This is a genomic window from Cobetia sp. UIB-001, from assembly GCF_044789135.1.
In the GTDB taxonomy this organism is placed as follows: Bacteria; Pseudomonadota; Gammaproteobacteria; order Pseudomonadales; family Halomonadaceae; genus Cobetia; species Cobetia amphilecti.
The window spans coordinates 2001414-2018426 of sequence record NZ_CP058244.1 but is presented as its reverse complement, the minus strand read 5'-3'; the positions used below and the strand labels follow the sequence as shown (position 1 = coordinate 2018426).

Annotated in this window: 11 protein-coding genes; 4 read left to right on the top strand and 7 right to left on the bottom strand. The window is 62.6% G+C overall.

The features are described from left to right. Positions 1-39 precede the first annotated feature (39 nt). The 3 genes from HA399_RS08475 to HA399_RS08465 form a co-directional block, all read right to left on the bottom strand. Positions 40-4236 (bottom strand): translocation/assembly module TamB domain-containing protein, encoded by a 4197-nt coding sequence (locus tag HA399_RS08475; RefSeq protein WP_404326824.1) that lies wholly within the window; start codon positions 4234-4236, stop codon positions 40-42. A gap of 92 nt (positions 4237-4328) precedes the next feature. After that, positions 4329-6425, bottom strand: a complete 2097-nt coding sequence (locus HA399_RS08470) for an autotransporter assembly complex family protein (protein ID WP_404326823.1) — start codon at positions 6423-6425, stop codon at positions 4329-4331. A 153-nt stretch (positions 6426-6578) separates the two neighbouring features. Beyond that, the gene (locus HA399_RS08465) at positions 6579-7787 is read right to left on the bottom strand and encodes a hypothetical protein (protein WP_404326822.1); all 1209 of its coding nucleotides are present in this window, start codon (positions 7785-7787) and stop codon (positions 6579-6581) included. Positions 7788-8441: 654 nt separating this feature from the next. On the opposite strand from HA399_RS08465, the gene HA399_RS08460 reads away from it, so the two are divergent. Together HA399_RS08460 and HA399_RS08455 are read left to right on the top strand one after the other, a co-directional pair. Next, positions 8442-9026 (top strand): superoxide dismutase, encoded by a 585-nt coding sequence (locus tag HA399_RS08460; protein WP_043334256.1) that lies wholly within the window; start codon positions 8442-8444, stop codon positions 9024-9026. 452 nt (positions 9027-9478) lie between these two features. Next, complete coding sequence (locus tag HA399_RS08455) at positions 9479-10606, top strand: alcohol dehydrogenase family protein (RefSeq protein WP_404326821.1); 1128 nt, start codon at positions 9479-9481, stop codon at positions 10604-10606. Between the two features lie 190 nt (positions 10607-10796). On the opposite strand, the gene HA399_RS08450 is transcribed toward HA399_RS08455, so the two are convergent. The 3 genes from HA399_RS08450 to mtnA form a co-directional block, all read right to left on the bottom strand. After that, positions 10797-12083 (bottom strand): nucleotide sugar dehydrogenase, encoded by a 1287-nt coding sequence (locus HA399_RS08450; RefSeq protein ID WP_404326819.1) that lies wholly within the window; start codon positions 12081-12083, stop codon positions 10797-10799. Between the two features lie 3 nt (positions 12084-12086). Beyond that, positions 12087-12971, bottom strand: coding sequence for a UTP--glucose-1-phosphate uridylyltransferase GalU (gene galU / locus HA399_RS08445; protein WP_054556681.1), 885 nt, complete (start codon positions 12969-12971; stop codon positions 12087-12089). Positions 12972-13156: 185 nt separating this feature from the next. After that, a complete protein-coding gene (gene mtnA / locus HA399_RS08440; RefSeq protein ID WP_404326817.1) occupies positions 13157-14341 on the bottom strand; it encodes an S-methyl-5-thioribose-1-phosphate isomerase in 1185 nt (394 codons plus the stop codon). Between the two features lie 270 nt (positions 14342-14611). Here mtnA and ubiG point away from each other — a divergent pair, with 270 nt between their 5' ends. Further along, the gene (gene ubiG, locus HA399_RS08435) at positions 14612-15328 is read left to right on the top strand and encodes a bifunctional 2-polyprenyl-6-hydroxyphenol methylase/3-demethylubiquinol 3-O-methyltransferase UbiG (RefSeq protein ID WP_166018246.1); all 717 of its coding nucleotides are present in this window, start codon (positions 14612-14614) and stop codon (positions 15326-15328) included. A gap of 2 nt (positions 15329-15330) precedes the next feature. Further along, positions 15331-16011: an HAD-IA family hydrolase gene (locus HA399_RS08430; RefSeq protein WP_404326935.1), complete on the top strand. Its 681-nt coding sequence runs from the start codon at positions 15331-15333 to the stop codon at positions 16009-16011. 227 nt (positions 16012-16238) lie between these two features. Here HA399_RS08430 and HA399_RS08425 read toward each other — a convergent pair whose 3' ends face one another. Beyond that, positions 16239-17003 (bottom strand): YciK family oxidoreductase, encoded by a 765-nt coding sequence (locus HA399_RS08425; RefSeq protein WP_054556682.1) that lies wholly within the window; start codon positions 17001-17003, stop codon positions 16239-16241. Positions 17004-17013: the final 10 nt, after the last annotated feature.

Here is a 17013-nt window from a genome sequence, read left to right as displayed (position 1 = left end):
ATGGGGGCTGAACCTGTGGCAATCAATTGGCCTGACGTGTCATCTGTCCTTGCCGACTCTGGGCGCCAGCTCGCTGCGACCCAGCGAGAAGCTGTAGAGCAGATCCACGGCCTGCGCCGTGCCGGACACCGCTTCGGCATACAGATTGCGGAACAGCTTGTAGCGCAGTGTCAGCTCCGCGATCGGCGAGAACAGCCCGACGCCGTAGCTGAGCTTCAGGTCCGGAGCGATATAGCCGCTGACCACCACCTGGCTGTCATCCCCGCTGCCGGAGCTGTCCAGACTCAGGTCGCGCACGCCGAAGGTTTCCCCGATCTGGCCGACCACCTGGCCACTTTGCGCCAGTGACATGCCGATCAAGGCGGACGTGACCGCACTGTCACTGCTGGTGTCGCTGTCCAGGCCCTCACCGCGCAGCAGATAACTCAGTGCCGAGGACTCATCCATCGACGGGTCCGAGAAGATCTCGACGCTGGGTGACGAGGCAAGTCCCGTCACACGCACCCCTGCGGTCACGTCGTCCTCAGTGTTGTCAGGATCACGGATCGCCTCGATATTCAGACGTGGGCTCGAGGGCGGCCCGGCCAGCAATACCTGCCCCTTGCTGATCTGCAGGTCCTGCCCGAAGCTCTTGTAGGTCCCGTCGACCAGATTGACCTCACCGAAGACCTGCACGCCGCCCTTGGACTGGCGCACATCGAGATCGCCTCTGAGCTTGGTCTTGAGCCCCATCGCCTCCAGGCGCGCATCCGGCCCGATATGAATGCCGATACGTACATCCAGCGCCATGCCGGCCTCGTTGAGCGCCTTGGCAGTATCGCTGCCATCGGCAAGCTCGGCCGGGTTGGAGGTGTCCTCATCACTGGGACGCTCGATGATGATGGTGTCACTGGAGGGTGACACGGCAGACGGCGGCACCTGGTCCACTTCGATGCGTGTCCACGGCACCTTGACGTCCCCCCGCAGCTTGAGCAGCGTGGGGCTGGCATTGATCTCGAGGTCCGGCGCGACGCGCATGCGGCCGATCCCCGCGATATGCAGCTCGAGCGGATTCTTCGCGCCGTCGAGGTTCAATGACGCCGTCCAGTCCTCAAGCGTCGGCCAGGCCGCCTCGCCATCGATGCCCCAGCGCGCATCATTGCCCACCAGATAGCCATCGATATCGGCACTGTTGCCATCGAAGTCGACGGTGAACTGGGCATCCGACAGCGACACCGGCAGGCCTTCGCCCTGCACCTTGACGCCGGTCAGCGCGATCGGGCCGGTCAACGACGGCAGGCTCAGGTTGCCGCCGACCTCAACGTCACCCGCCAGCTTGCCTTCCAGCTGAGTCATGCCCGCCACCAGCGGACGATACGGCGAGAGGTCGATGTCGCGGATGGCCAGCGAGCCATCCAGCTGGCCTGCGCCCGCCGGGTCGAGGACCGACACGGTGAGACCGATGCCGCCAGCGCTGTCGAGGCGAATCTGGGTATCGAGATCGGCCTTGTCGGGTGTGGCCTCCAGCGCCAGTTGCAGGGTGGTCTCGGGCAGTGACCAGGCATTGCCGTCGGCGTCTTCGCCGGCCAGCGTCAACTTGCCCGCCAGCTCCGCGTCAGCATTCCAGCGTTGGCCACCCTGCTTCCAGCTTGCCGTGATCTTGCCGCCCGTGGCACCGCCGATGGTCCAGCTCTCCGGCATGGCGCTCTGGGCCATGTCCAGCGGAATCCCCTCGAGAGTCACCACGGCCTGACCGTCGTTACCCGCGCTCAAGGGCTCGGCGACACAGATCTGGCCGCCCTGTTCGCGACTCAGACAGAACGGCTGCACCAGCACGCTGCCCTTGGCGAGATTGGCATCGAAGCTCGCCGGCGTGTCGAAGTTGAAGTCCCCGAAATCGGTATTCGCCGTCAGCGGAGACAGCGCACCACGATAATGCTCACGCGCCATGTCGAGCCCACCCTTGAGGGTCAGTCCCAGACGGGACAACGGCATCTCACCGGCCATCTCGGTATCGAACTGCAGGGTGTGATCGCTCAGGAATCCTCCCAGCGTCAGCGCGACCGTCGCGACCTGCTGTCCGCCAGCTCTGACATCATCGGCATTCAGGGCGATATCCAGTGCCGGGTCATCAATACCCCGCTTGCGAGCATCGACCCCGGCCGACAGCGCCATGTCGGAGATTCGGTTCTCACCGATCTGCAGGCGCCGTGCGGTGAAGTTGCTGGCCAGCTGAGGCTTGTCGAGCGTGCCCGAGGCATCGATCTTGCCCTTGAGCTCACCCGCGATATCCGGCATCAGGGTCGAGAGTGCCGGGAAATCGATGTTGGCCGCCAGGGTGATGGTCTTGGCAATCTTGCCATTGGCGCTCAGCCGGTTCTGGCCCTGACGCAGCTCCAGCGCGTTGACGTCCCACTGCATGTCGGCATTGCCTGAAAGCTTGCCGGTCAGCGTGAGCGGACGCTCGAGCAAGGTGCCATGGATATCCAGCTTGCTGACATCGACGGCCCACGGACCTTGCTGCGGCTGATTGAAGCTGGCCACGAGATTGCCGCTCAGCTCACCGCGCACGGCTTTCTGACCGCCTCCGGCCGGGGCCGGCAGCAAGTCTTCGGGATGCAGCTTGTCGAGGGCCAGCTCGGCGGCGACCTGGATACCTTCCTGCCAGTGAATCTCGCCACGGGTGGTCGCGGAGCCACGCTTGAGCGCGATCTTGAGCGGCTGCCAGCGGTAATGCGCGAGATCGCCGTCGCCTGCCAATGACAAGGTGGCGCGCGGAATGTCACGCCCCTCGATGATGGCGTCCAGCGTGGTCGTATACCCCGACAGTGAGCCCTTGGCGACCAGCGCCAGATTCTCGACGCTATAGTCAGGCGTGAAGGAGGCAGCGGCAGCGGTGCCAGACGTATTCTTGCCAACCTTGGCTTGGGTCGCTGTCTGAGCGCCTTTCTGCGCATCAGCGGAGGTGTCATCAGAGGCATCAGAGGCATCAGTGACGGCAGCAAAGGGCCAGGTGATCCGCTCGGAGCTCAGGCGCGCCTCGAAGGGCAGATCACTGTCCAGTACATCCGCGCTGGCCACAAGCTCAGCGGCAAGTGGGCCGTCGGCCTTGAGAGAGGCTTCAAGATCCGCCAGCGAGCCTTCCAGAGTCAGGCGCAGCTTTTCATGACGCACGGGGTCAATCAGGGTCTCGGCATTGAGCGTGGCGCTCAGGGGATACTCGTCCTTCAAGGTGACCTGCGCCACGAGATCGGCGTTCACGTCGCGGGAGTCGACCTCGAGACGCGAGAGCGTGATGTCATGCCCTTCCGCCTTGAGCGCCAGCGACAGGCGACTGACCTCATACGGGCTTGGCCCCTCGAGCGCAAAGTCTTCAATGGCAAGATCGGGAACCTCGATGGTCAGCGGAATATAGACTTCCGGCAAGGCGATGCGTCCGGCCTGTGCTGTCTGGTCCGTGGTTTCAGCGGCAGTCTTGCCAGACACTTCTGCGGCGTCATCCGTGACGGTCTCGTCCGTGATGGCCTTGTTCGAGATGGCCCTCGCGGCGCTCTCGGCTTGAGACGCCACGACCTGAGTGTTGACCACTGCGCTCGCCGCTTGCTGAGCCTCAGGCGTGATGCTCACTCCCTCGAGACTGGAGGTGTCTGCCGTCGCTTGAGCCGCGGCGGCATCGGCCGGAATGAAACGACTGGTGATCAGGCGTGTCTCGCCCAGCGTCAGCGTACTCACTGACAGCGCAGCCGAGGTATGGAAATGATCGAAGGTGACGAGACTGCCATCCGCCAGCGCCAGGGCGAAGTCATCAATGGCGACCTTGCGCACCTCGATGGGAATCGGCACCACGATGGGCACGTTGAGGCTCTCACCGCTCTCCGCTTCCGGTTCAGTGCTGGCACCGCTATCGCTCAGGGTGATCGCGAGACCATTGGACTCCAGCGACTCGAGACACAGATTGCCCTTGAGCAGGCAGTCCTCGCCCCAGGCCAGCGACAGGGAATCGGCATTGACGGCCAGCCCCGGCAGGTCCAGCGAGACATCCTTCAGCGACAGTACTTCCAGCGGTGAGCCGGAGGCCTGGGAATAATCGATGAAGCCACGCGAGCGCGCCTGATCGAGCACCAGCCCGGTGCCCCACGGAGACAGCACGCCCCCGACCAGCAGCATCGTCAGCCCGATCAGGAACACGAGCAGCCATATCAGCAACCGGATGACCAGGCCGCCCCGACGTACATAGGGATTAGACAATTCCAACATCTCCATATCTTTTTTATCAGCTCACCCGCTCAGCTGATGGTCCTTTGCTGGCGCTTGATCCGCACGACACTCGTGTTAGAGACGCGAGCCGCTCAGAATTCCGGCCCGATCGAGAAGTGAATACGGTAATCGTTGTCATCGTCATCGAAGGGATGGGCGATATCGAGACGAATCGGCCCCACCGGCGAGATCCAGCGAATCCCCATGCCGGCCGCCGTCTTGAGCTCGAGTGCGTCCCAGCCATTGAAGGCGTTACCGGCGTCGTAGAAGGTCGCGCCCCACCAGTCGCCGGTCAGGCGGTAATCGTATTCCAGGCTGCTGGTGAGCAATGAGCTACCGCCTTCCAGATCGCCGTCATCATCTTCCGGGGCGAGTGTCTCGTAGGAATAGCCACGCACACTGTTGTCGCCCCCGGTGAAGAAGCGCATCGAAGGTGGCATGTCATCAAAGTTGTCGGTATCGACGTGGCCGACGCCCATGCGCGCCACGAAACGATGGTTGTCACCGATGGAGCGTATCCAGTTGGTGTTGAACTGAGAGCGCAGGAAGGTCACGTCCGAGCCCCACATCTGATCGCCGTATTCGAAGGTCAGCTGTTGGCGGTCGCCCCACATCGGGAAGGTCTTGGGACGCGTGCGGGTACGGTTCCAGCTCACACCGGGATACAGCAGCAGCACGGCCCCGGATTCATCCGCCTGGGTGTAATCCTCATAGGTGGAACCGAAGAACACGCGCTGGGTCCAGCCATTGTCGAACTTCCACTCGCGGGTAAAGCGCACGGTGGTCTCGAGACTCTCGGTATCTTCATCATCGGTGTTCGACATCCCGTACTCGAGGACATAGCTATCCTTGAGCGGGTCTTCGAGCGGCATGCGGTATTCGCCCTCGAAGGTCTGTTCCGGTGAGGACAGGAACAGACTGTTGGTCAGGCTATGGCCATAGCGATTGACCCACGGCATCTCCCAGCTGAACTGCAGGCGTGGCCCGACGTCCGTCGCGTAGCCGATACCGGTCTCGAACTTGTGACGGTCAGCGGGAATCAGGCTGATGTCCACGGGAATGATGGGACCGTTGGCCGTCTTGACCGCGGCCTCCAACGCATCACCCGTCAGCACCGGCGTGTCGTTGCCGGAGGCTTCGGTAGTGCCAGCCACAGCGGAGCCAGCGTCATCAGCATTCACGGTGGCCTGCGCAGCAGGCGCCGTCGAGTCCGAGCGGGACGCCGCGTCAGCGCGACGGCTCTCATCCCCTGTCTGCTCGCCCTCAGCACCCTCAACTTCAGCTCTCTCGATTTCAGCCCTCTCGACATCGGCAAGCCATGAGCCCTCATAGCCCTGCGCCTCGGCATAGGGTGTCTTGATCTCACTGTCGGGGCTGGTGGTCTTGAGTTCGGCGCCCGGGTTGAGCTGTGGCTTGATCGCGGCCGAGCGGAACCAGCCGGCCTCACTCAGCCGCTGGTTGAACTGGGTCAACTTGCCGGCTTCGTAATAATCGCCAGCCTCGAACGGCTGCATGGCCTTGACGCGATCCAGCTCTATCTGACTGTTGAGGTAGGTGATATCGCCAAAGCGGTAGCGCTGACCGCTCTGCATGACCAGATAGATACGTGCCGAGTGCAGCCAGGGGCGTACCTCGATACGCTGCTGGGAGAAGGAGGTGTCGAAATAGCCGCGTTCGAGGCTGAGTGACGTCAGGGTCGACTTGAGGCTGTCATAGCGAGAGTGGCGCAGTACATCGCCTTCCTCGAGGTCGGCGTCGGCCAGCACCTTCTTCATGACCTTGTCGCGCGCGGCGTCGCCTTCGAGTCGCAGCTCCAGCGTCTCGATGGTGACCGGCTCACCGGCATCCACCGTCACGACCACATCATCGCCGCCCAGCAACCCCTTCTCGGGATAGCTGAGCGTGATCTGGGCATCGTAGTAACCGAAGGCCTGCAGCGCTTCCTGGGTGCGCCGGATGATCTCATCCTCATAGCGCTCGGCCGGCGCATCGCCCTCAAGCGTCATCCCGGCCAGGAAGTTGACCACATTGGTCGCCGTCGCGCCCTTGACGCCCTTGACGGCGGCATCGATCGCCAGCGCCTGCGGCGCGAAGCACAGGCCGCCACACACGATCAGCGGCGTCAGATAGCGATGCGGCAAACCGCGCGTCCCGGTCGCTCGAGCAGACTCTTTGTTGTCGCCACTCATGATTCGTCCTTTGTTGAGTGCTGGTGGAAAGCACTGTCCATCGTTCCCATTCATCATGTCGTGTGGCGCTCGGTCATCACGGGGCGTGTTACATGGCCCGCCAGAGTGGCGGACCACGCCATATCTCATTGCTTATATCCCTGCGGCGCCAGCTCAGCGACGTTCCAGTCGGCTGACGCGCTGCTCAAGCTCAGACACCTGGCCCAGCAGCGACGCGACACGGCCACTCAGCTGACGGCGGCTGGCGTCCAGCGAGCGCAACTGCTCTCGCGTGTCCTCTGACGCCCCCTGTGAGCTGGCTTCAAGGCCGGCACTGAGCGCTGTCTGCTGACGGCGCAGCTCACCCAGCTGGGAGTCCAGTGAGCGTTGCGCGGTCTCAAGCGCTGCCAGCTCGTCAAGCGGCGCGAAACGGCCCTTGAGCTTGCTGGCCAGTTCATCGCCATCGGCGGCCGCCGCCGGCTCCGGCAGTGCCTTCAGCGTCTCGCCCAGTTGCTGCTGCGATTGCTGCAAGTCACGCGTCTGGGTCTGTTGCGTGGCCAGGTCCGTCTTGAGTGTTGTGAGGCGAGTCTCGAGCGAGGCCAACTGCTCGGCGCTAACGCTTTCAATATTGTTCTCAACCTCGCTTTCAATATCGCTCTGCAAGCTCTCGATGCGGGAAGCCAGCGTGTCCAGAGTGCTGGAGGTCTTGTCCACCAGCGGCTCGAGGTGCTCAAGCGTGGCCGACTGGGCGTCCAGACGCGCGCCCAGCGCTGCACGGCCATCACGGCTGAGGGATTCCAGCGCCGCCATCGAGCCTTGCAGCGCCGTGATCAGAGTCGCGTGATTGTCACCTGTCTGGGCAAGCGTCGTGACGCGACCATCCAGACGATCAAGCGCCTCGTCCATGGCGGTCAGACGCTCTTGAGCGCCATCCGCGTCCTTCGCCACCTTGTCTTCCAGCGTCTCGAGGCGCGCGACGGCCTCACTCGACAGGGACGCCTTGTCCTCCTGCAGGGTGGCCAGCGCCGGCACGACAGTGTCATTCAACTGGCTGTCCAGGGCACTGAGTTGCTCACCCAGTGCATCACGCAGCTCGTTCAGGCGCTCATCACCCTGCTGCTCAAGCTGGGCCACGGAACGTTCGAGGTGGCTGACACGCGCGCCGAGCTGATCGCGTTGATCGCCCCCGAGGGTCTGCAGGTCATGCAGCTGCCACTGCTGCCAGCCCACCACACCCCCCAGGGCGAGGAGGCAAAGCCACGTCGGCCAGCGTCTGGGCGCGGGGGGACGGGTGTGATGCACGCCAAGCGCATCGTCGGGACGCGCGACCAGCGCATCGTCCGGTGAGTCATTGAGAGACGGTTCAGCGTTGTGCGGCCGCATTCTGGCTCCAGGTCCGGCAAACGATCAGCAGCGAAAGGTTCAGCGAAGCATCTTCAGGGCGGCGCAAGACGACCGGAAGTGCGCTTTTTCGCCTTGCTGTATAAAAATACAGTCATGCAGGTTCTGCAAAAGATAAGTCACGGTTCACGTACAGGAAATCGAGTCTAACAGCTGACCTCGGTCATCTCATCAGGTTCCCGCCACGGCCCGTCATCGAGGGCAGATTGGCAGGAATGTGGCAAAAGCCTGGCAATGCACGTGAGCCCTGCAAGACGCTTGAGAGGATCCCGCGGTCAGTGCCCACCAGCGTTGGCCTGTCGGTGTCTGGGTGCTATAGTGCCAGACACTGCGATACGCGCAGCCTCTGTCTTCGTAGCTATCTGGATTCACAAGGTTTTTCACGCTGATTGCACATTTCATGCGCGTAGCCACGGCATGAAGGATGCACGGCAAGTCATGCACTTTCGCCCTTGCCCGCTGCCTGAGCGGGTGGCCAGTTTCAGGGCCGGGAGTGATGCTGGTCGCGGAGCTTGAGTCTGTGCTTGTCTGACCCTCTTCCATCACGCGATGGCAGGTCAGGCATTGAAATACTCAGCCCCAAGCCCCACGAAGGCAGAGTACGACCCAATTGGTGAGGAAAAGGAGCTGATCCCCATGGCATTTGAACTTCCAGCACTGCCGTACGAAAAGAACGCACTCGAGCCGACCATCTCTGCCGAGACCCTTGAGTACCATTACGGCAAGCATCACCAAGCCTACGTCACCAAGCTGAACAGCATGGTCGAAGGCACTGCTGACGCAGAAAAATCTCTCGAAGAGATCATCCAGAGCGCCCAGGGTGGTCTGTTCAACCAGGCAGCTCAGGTGTGGAACCACACCTTCTACTGGCACTGCCTGTCCCCGAATGGTGGTGGCGAGCCGTCCGGCCCGCTGGCAGACGCCATCGTGGCCAAGTGGGGCTCCGTGGCTGACTTCAAGGAAGCCTTCAACACTTCCGCCGCTGGCAACTTCGGTTCCGGTTGGACCTGGCTGGTCAAGAACGCCCAGGGCGAGCTGGAAATCGTCAACACTGACGATGCTGACACCCCGATCGCCAAGTCTGGTCAGACTCCGCTGCTGACCGTCGACGTCTGGGAGCACGCCTACTACGTCGACTACCGCAATGCGCGTCCGAAGTACCTGGAAAGCATCTGGAACATCATCAACTGGGAATTCGCTGCACAGAACTTCGCAGCCTGAGCTTTTCCAGCTTGAGTTTGGCTAGATCGAGCTTGGCTAGACCGAGCTGGCTAGCCTCAGGAGGCCGAGTCGTTTACCGCTCGAGACTCCAGCTGAGCCAGGGCATTCAACGTCACCCTGATATGACGCCTGGATGCCCTGCTCTGAAAACCCCGCCACCTGGCGGGGTTTTTTTCGTTCAAGACAACGTCACCCAACCGCAGCCTGCTACACGCAAGGCTTGGCTACGCTGTATGCACCACCAGGAGAAGAATCTCGTCTGTCGACTTGCAAATGACGGTGGTGCCCCTATCTAATGATGTACAAGTAGAACGTATGCTCTACCTCGTTGCGTACCCTTGATCGCTCACAGGGATTCGACGACAAGAGTCTCGACGACATGGTTGGCACACACTGCTTGAAATGCATTCCTTGACTGCACGAAATACATACTTTGAAAAAAAGGAATACCGATGCCCACTGACACCTCGACCTCCTCTCTGCCCGACTCCATGCTGGCGATCGTGACCACCGGCCATGGGGGTTATGAATGCCTCGAGACGCAGCAGCGCCCGGTGCCGACACCCGGTGAAGGCGAGGTGCTGATCAAGGTGCTGGCGGCTGGCATGAACAACACCGAGATCAATACGCGTCTGGGCTGGTATTCCTCCACGATCACTACCGCGACCCAACAGGCCAGCAGTGTGCATGACAACGCGGATGCAGATGCGGCGACTGACAAGCCGGCGCCACCGGAAGGTGGCTGGAAGGGAGAGACGCCCTTCCCCCTGATACAGGGCACGGATTGCTGTGGCGAGGTGGTGGCATTGGGCCCGAATGCGGATGCCAGCCTGCTGGGCAAGCGCGTGCTGGTACGCTCCTGCATGCGCAGCGAGGGCTGGGACTCATTGGAGAATGAATGGATGGGCTCGGATTTCGACGGCGCCTTCGCGCAGTTCGTCAGCGTGCGCGCCAGTGAAGTGTTCGCGGTGGACTGTGACTGGAGCGATGTCGAGCTTGGCTCCCTGCCCTGTGCCTACGGTACGGCGGAGAACATGCTCGAACAGGCAGAGCTCAAGGCGGGCGAGCGTGTGCTGATTCTGGGCGCCTCGGGCGGGGTCGGTTCCGCTGCATTGCAGCTGGCCAAGCGCCGCGGCGCGACGGTGTATGCGGTGGCGGGCGTCGCCAAACATGAGGCTCTGGCAGAACTCGGCGCCGACAGGCTTCTGGACCGCAAGGCCGCCCTGCTCGAGCAGCTGGGCCATGAAAGCGTCGACCTGGTGGTCGACAATGTCGCGGGCGACAACTTTCCGGTCATGATGAAGTTGCTTGCGCGTGGCGGCCGTCTGGTGACCACCGGCGCCATCGCCGGCCCGATGGTGACGCTGGACCTGCGCGACCTGTACCTCAAGAATCTGCGCCTGCTCGGCACCACTGCCTGGTGTGAAGCCACCTTCCCCAATCTGATCCGCTACGTGGAGCAAGGCGAGATTCGTCCGCTGATCGCGGCCAGCTTCCCGTTGACCGAGATCGTCACTGCCCAACAGCAGTTTCTGAGCAAGGGCCACGTGGGCAAGTTCGTGCTCGAGCCCTGGGCCTGAAGACAGCCTGGCGGTCATCATGAAAAGCCTGGCGGCCTAGATTTTAAACCTGAGCCCCACGACAAAAAGCCCTCATCCGGTTCCGGATGAGGGCTTTTGCGTGCCGAGCACGCAAGGGTCAGCCTGAAGGAGCGTCAGTCTGAGAGAACATCAGCTGCAGAGTGCGTCAGCCTGACCCACCGAGATACCGTCAGGGGCTGGCACGGCGGCCGATGCCGCGATAGACCAGTCCCTGGCTTGCCACGTAACGCGGGTCGAAGATGTTGCGACCATCGAGCACCAGGCCCGCGCCCAGCTCACGCTTCAGGCGCTGCCAGTCCGGGTTCCAGTAGCACTTCCACTCGGTGACCAGCATCAGGGCATCAGCACCCTCCAGGGCGTCATACATGTTGCCATCGACCAGCTCCAGCAACGGATGCGCACCACAGGCCTCACCCAGCGCCGACAAGGCCGCGGGATCATGCACGCGCACGCGCACGCCCTGGGCCCACAGCGCCTCAAGCAGGGTCAAGACCGGCGCATGGTCGATACGCGCGGTACCCGGCTTGAAGGCCGCGCCCCAGATCGCCACGGTACGACCGCGCAATTCACCATCGAAGTGCTGCCACAGCTTGCGGAACAGCGTCTCCTTCTTGGCCTCGTTGATGTCGAGTACATGCTCGAGCAGCATCGATTCCCGCCCTGTCTGGTGCTGGACATCGGCCAGACGCATCAGGTCACGCGAGAAGTTCGGGCCACCGAACCCACAGCCCGGATAGAGATAGCCAAAGCCGATACGCGGGTCGGCACCCATGCCCTGACGCACATATTCCACATCGACGCCGAGGGAGTCGGACAGACCCGCCACTTCGTTCATGTAGCTGATACGCGTCGCGAGCATGCCGTTGATGGCCAGCTTGGTCAGTTCGGCGGCGCGGCGCGGCATGATCTGGAAGACATCTTCACGCCGGTTGAAGGCACGCAGCAGCTCCTGCACCCGCAGGGTGGCAGGTTCCGCTTCGCTGCCCAGCAACCAGCGGGCCGGACGCTCGAAGGTGGCCAGTGAACGGCCCTCCTCCAGCATGTCCGGCAAGGCGACGGCGTACTGGTCGTCACGCGGCAGCAACGCCTCGAAACGCTCGGTCGTGCCCACCGGGAAGGTCGAGTTGTTGACCAGCACCAGCGGCTCATCCAGGGTCGCCACCAGCTGCTCGACACGGCTCAGCGCGCTTTCGCGCTGGTCCGGCGAGACGGCGATCCAGTGGATATCGATGCGCCGCAGTGACTCGAGGTTTTCGATGAGAGTGAGATCGCCCCGTTCCCGATGGCGATCAAGACGTTCGCGCAGGCCTGGCTCACTGTTCAACCAGTCGACGTGTTCCAGGGCAGCCCAGTCCATGTCCTCATGTGGCCACCACCAGACACGGTGACCCACGCTCGCCAGAGCGGCGCTGGCCGTTGCCGCCGCCAGTTCGCTTCCGTGCACCAGCACCTGCATGGCTTATTTCTCCTGGTAGCGAGTCAGCAGCTCGCGGAAGCCTTCACCGAAGGTCGGGTGACGCTTGGCGAAGGAAAGAGTCGCTTCAAGATAGCCCAGCTGGTGACCGCAATCGTAGGTATCACCGGCCATGCGGTAGGCCGCGACGGCCTTGTCGTCACGCAGGGTGTCGATGGCATCGGTCAGCTGGATCTCACCACCCGCGCCCGGCGGAGTGTTCTCCAGAAGCTCGAAGATACGGCCCGGCAACAGATAACGGCCGATGACCGCCAGGGTCGACGGCTCGGTGCCCGGGGCCGGCTTTTCGACCATGCCGTTGATCAGGGCAGACTTGCCGGCTTCCGGCGTATCACCGTCGATCGCGACGATACCGTACTTGTAGGCCATGTCCTGCGGGACATTCTCGACCATGATCTGGGCAGCGTTGGTGGCTTCGTAGGCCTCCATCATGCGCGCCAGGTCATTCTTCTCGAGCCCTTCGCCATCGACCAGCACGTCCGGCAACATGACGATGAACGGCTCATCACCGACGATCGGCTTGGCACACAGCACGGCGTGGCCCAGGCCCAGCGGCTCCGGCTGGCGCACGCTGATGATCTTGACGTCATCCGGAATGATGTTACGCAGCTGTTCGAGCAGCTCGAGCTTGCCCTTGGCTTCCAGGGTGGTTTCCAGCTCGAAGTGCTTGTCGAAGTGGTTCTCGATGGCATTCTTGCTGGAATGGGTGACCAGCACGATTTCCTTGATACCGGCTGCGACCGCTTCTTCCACCACATATTGGATCACCGGCTTGTCGACGATGGTGATCATTTCCTTGGGGATGGCCTTGGAGGCCGGGAGGCAACGTGTGCCGAGACCGGCAACAGGCAGAACAGCCTTGCGTATCATGTAGCGTCTTCCTTGTGTCTATGTCGTGGTGAAGCCCGTCGAAGGACCTTCACCGGGTTACTGTCGTCGAAGCCAATCAACGACCATCCTTCATCATAGGCAGAGATTATGCCAGTTTGATCAAGGAGTGCGAAATTCCTGCACTATCCGAGGCTTGGTAAGCGCTACCACCCTGTGAAACGCCATCAACGGCGCATGGCGCGCCCAAGCAGCGCACCGACACTGTCGCTATCGGGCGACTCTACCACGCCATGTTCCGTGACGATGGCATCAATATACTCATGCGGTGTGACATCAAAGACCGGATTGAAGACATCGATCTCCTGCGGCGCGATCTGGCGTCCGCCCGCCTCGCGCAGCTCGGCGGCGTCGCGCGTCTCGATGGGGATGTCCGCGCCACTGGCCAGGCTGCCATCGAACGTGGCCAACGGGGCCACCACCATGACCTTGATGCCGTGAGTGCGCGCCTGAACGGCCAGCGAGAAGGTGCCGATCTTGTTGGCCGTGTCGCCGTTGGCCGCAATGCGGTCCGCGCCGACGATCAACCAGCGCACCCCTTCCGGTGTCCGGGCACCCTGCTGCATGATCAGCGAGGCTGCGCCTTCCACGGCCAGACGCGCGGGAATCTTCTCCTGCACCAGCTCCCACGCCGTCAGGCGAGAGCCTTGCCACCAGGGACGCGTCTCGTTGACATGCACACGGCCGAGAATGCCCTGGGCGTAGGCGGTACGGATCACGCCCAACGCCGTGCCGTGGCCGCCGGTGGCCAGCGCGCCGGTATTGCAGTGGGTCATGACCTCGCACCGCGTCTCGCCTTGCGCGAGAGAGGCCGCAATCACCTGGGCGCCAAACTCGGCCATGCGCAGATTGTCCTCCAGATCCTGCTCATGAATGCGCACGGCCTCCTTCAGCAACGCCTCATACGGGGCCTGCGACCGAGTGGCGTGTGCGGCAATCACCTTGCGCATGCGATCCAACGCCCAGAACAGGTTGACCGCTGTCGGGCGCGAGGCAGCCAGCACATCACAGGCACTGGCCAGGCGTGACTGCCAGTCGCCGCCCTCGCGGTTGATGACGAAAGCCTCCAGCGCCACGCCATAGGCGGCGGCGATCCCGATGGCCGGTGCACCGCGGACCACCATGTCGGTAATGGCAGTCGCGACCCCGCGTGCATCCTCGAGCAGCACCTCGCGGGTCTCACCCGGCAGCAGGCGCTGGTCGAGCAGTGCAAGCTTCACCGCCGGCTGAGTGACATCAGAAGTGACATCATGAGTGACGTCAGCGCTGGCATCGGGCGGGGCGCCTGCCGTGTCTTCTTCCCGCGATGCACACTCTTGCTGGCTTACCCAGCGAATCGGAACCAGGCTCATGACCACTCCCCGTTGCTACATGACAATAATGACGACTGGTCATCGCGCGTGGCGCGACGTCCCGCCCCATCGTAACGCAAGTGCCCGTCATGATGAGTTTTTTGCGCTGGACGCTGACCCGCGACGGCAGTCGGATTAGAATGGTGGAATCGTGCCCGAGGGTAAGGTGCCTGTACAGGCCTGCCACTTCCCGAACAGCACTTCCGTAACGGTAAGGATGCAAAGATGAGCGATAACGACACCCAGCAAGATGCCCAGCCCCAGGACCATCTGGGCAATGTCGATGCCAGCGAGATCGCCAAGTTCTCGGCATTGGCCAGTCGCTGGTGGGACCGTGACAGTGAATTCAAGCCGCTGCATGACATCAATCCGTTGCGGGTCGACTATATCGACACCCACGCTGGCCTAGCAGGCAAGCGCGTGATCGACGTCGGCTGCGGTGGCGGCATTCTCTCCGAAGCCATGGCGCATCGTGGCGCCCAGGTGACGGGCATCGACATGGGTGAGGCGCCGCTTTCCGTTGCCCGCCTGCATCAGCTGGAGTCCGGTGTCGAGGTGGACTACCGCCAGACCACCGCCGAAGCCGCCGCAGAAGAGATGGCCGGCCAGTTCGACGTCGTCACCTGTCTGGAAATGCTCGAGCACGTGCCGGACCCATCCTCGGTGATCGCGGCCTGCGCACGGCTGGTCAAGCCCGGCGGCATGGTGTTCTTCTCGACCATCAACCGCAATCCCAAGGCGTATGCCTTCGCGATTCTCGGCGCGGAATATGTGCTGCAGATGCTGCCGCGTGGCACCCACGAGTATCGCAAGTTCATCCGTCCGGCCGAGCTGGGTCGCTGGACACGCGATGCGGGACTCAAGATGGAAGGCTCCACCGGCATGACCTACAACCCGCTGACGCGCAAATATCGTCTGAATTCCTCCGACCTGTCCGTCAACTACCTGATGCACACGCGTCGCCCGACCGAGGAAGAGCTTGCGTGAGCCTGCCGGCAGCGCTACCTCGTCCCGCCGCCTTGATCTTCGATCTCGATGGCACCCTGGTGGACACCGCGCCAGACCTGGCGCGCGCCACCAATGAGCTGCGTCAGCATCACACCCTGCCGGCGCTGGACTACGACGTGATTCGCGCCGAAGTCTCGCATGGTGGCAGCGCTCTGGTGACCCTGGCCCTGGGCCATGAGCTCGATCACCCCGAGCATGCCAGCGAGCGCTCTCGCCTGCTGGAATTCTATGCCCGCGATGTCGCGGCTCACAGTGTGCTGTTCCCGGGCTATGACGCCCTGATCGAGATCTATCAGCGCGCAGGCCTGCCGTGGGGCATCGTGACCAACAAGCCCCGTCAGTTCGCCGAGCCGCTGATCGCCGCGCTCGAGCTCACGCCCGGCTGCCTGCTGTGTGCCGATGACCTGCCGGTCAAGAAGCCGCATCCAGAGCCTCTGTGGGAGGCGGCACGCTGCCTCGGTGTCGACGCCTCCGAATGCTGGTATCTGGGGGATCACGACCGTGACATGCAGGCGGCACGCGCGGCGGGCATGCTGGCGGTCGCGGTGCGCTACGGCTATGTCCGTGAGGGCGACGACGTGGACGCCTGGCCTGCCGATGTGTGGTTTGACACCTCGGAAGAAGTCATCAATGCCGCGCTGCGGGCAGCGGACCTGCGCTGACCGAGCGACACGCACGTAGCTCGCACGTAGCTCGCACGAACCAGCCCCCACGAGCGGGTGATCCGTAGATGAACATCAGAAGATAGACACAAGCCGCTAGAAACAAGCAGCTAGACACAAGAACGCCGACAGCCAATGCCGTCGGCGTTCTTGTTGCAGGGTATGACGAATGACCCGCCTGGCGGCGTCACTCGTCATCCAGTGAGGAGATGACAGCTGACAATGGCTCAGACTTTCGGCGGCTGGGCGTCGAACATCTCGCCGGTATGACCACGACTGTCCGGCCCCATCAACCACAGATAGGTCGGCATGATGTCGGCGGGCGTACGCAGGGTATCGGGGTCTTCGGCCGGGAACGCCGACTTGCGCATCGGGGTCCGCGTCCCACCGGGATTGAGCGTATTGACGCGCACCTGGCTGGTATTCTCCAGTTCCTGCGCCAGCATCTGCGAGAAGCCTTCCGTGGCGAACTTGGAGACACTGTAGGCGCCCCAGAAGGCACGCCCCTTGCGCCCGACACTGGAACTTGTCAGCACGACGGAGGCGTCCTTCGAGGCCTTGAGCAACGGCAGCAATGCCTGGACCATCCAGATAGGGCCATTGATATTGACCTGCATGACCTGCTCCCACAGCGCCGGATCATACTGCTCGAATGGAGTGATCTTGCCCAGCAGGCTGGCGTTGTGCAGCAGGCCATCCAGACGACCGAACTCGCTGTGCAGGGTATCAGCCATCTGCTGATAATCCTTGAGCGATGCCCCTTCGAAGTTGAGCGGATAGATGGCCGGTTGTGGTGCCCCCAATGCCTCGATCTCGTCGTAGACTTCTTCCAGCTTGGCAATGGTTCTGCCCAGCAATATCACCGTCGCCCCATGACGCGCATATTCGACTGCCGCTTCACGCCCAATGCCGGACCCCGCCCCGGTCACCAGAATGATCCGCCCTTTCAGCATGTCGTCCGGGGCCTGATAGTCGATCTTGCACTCTGCCATGGTGATATCC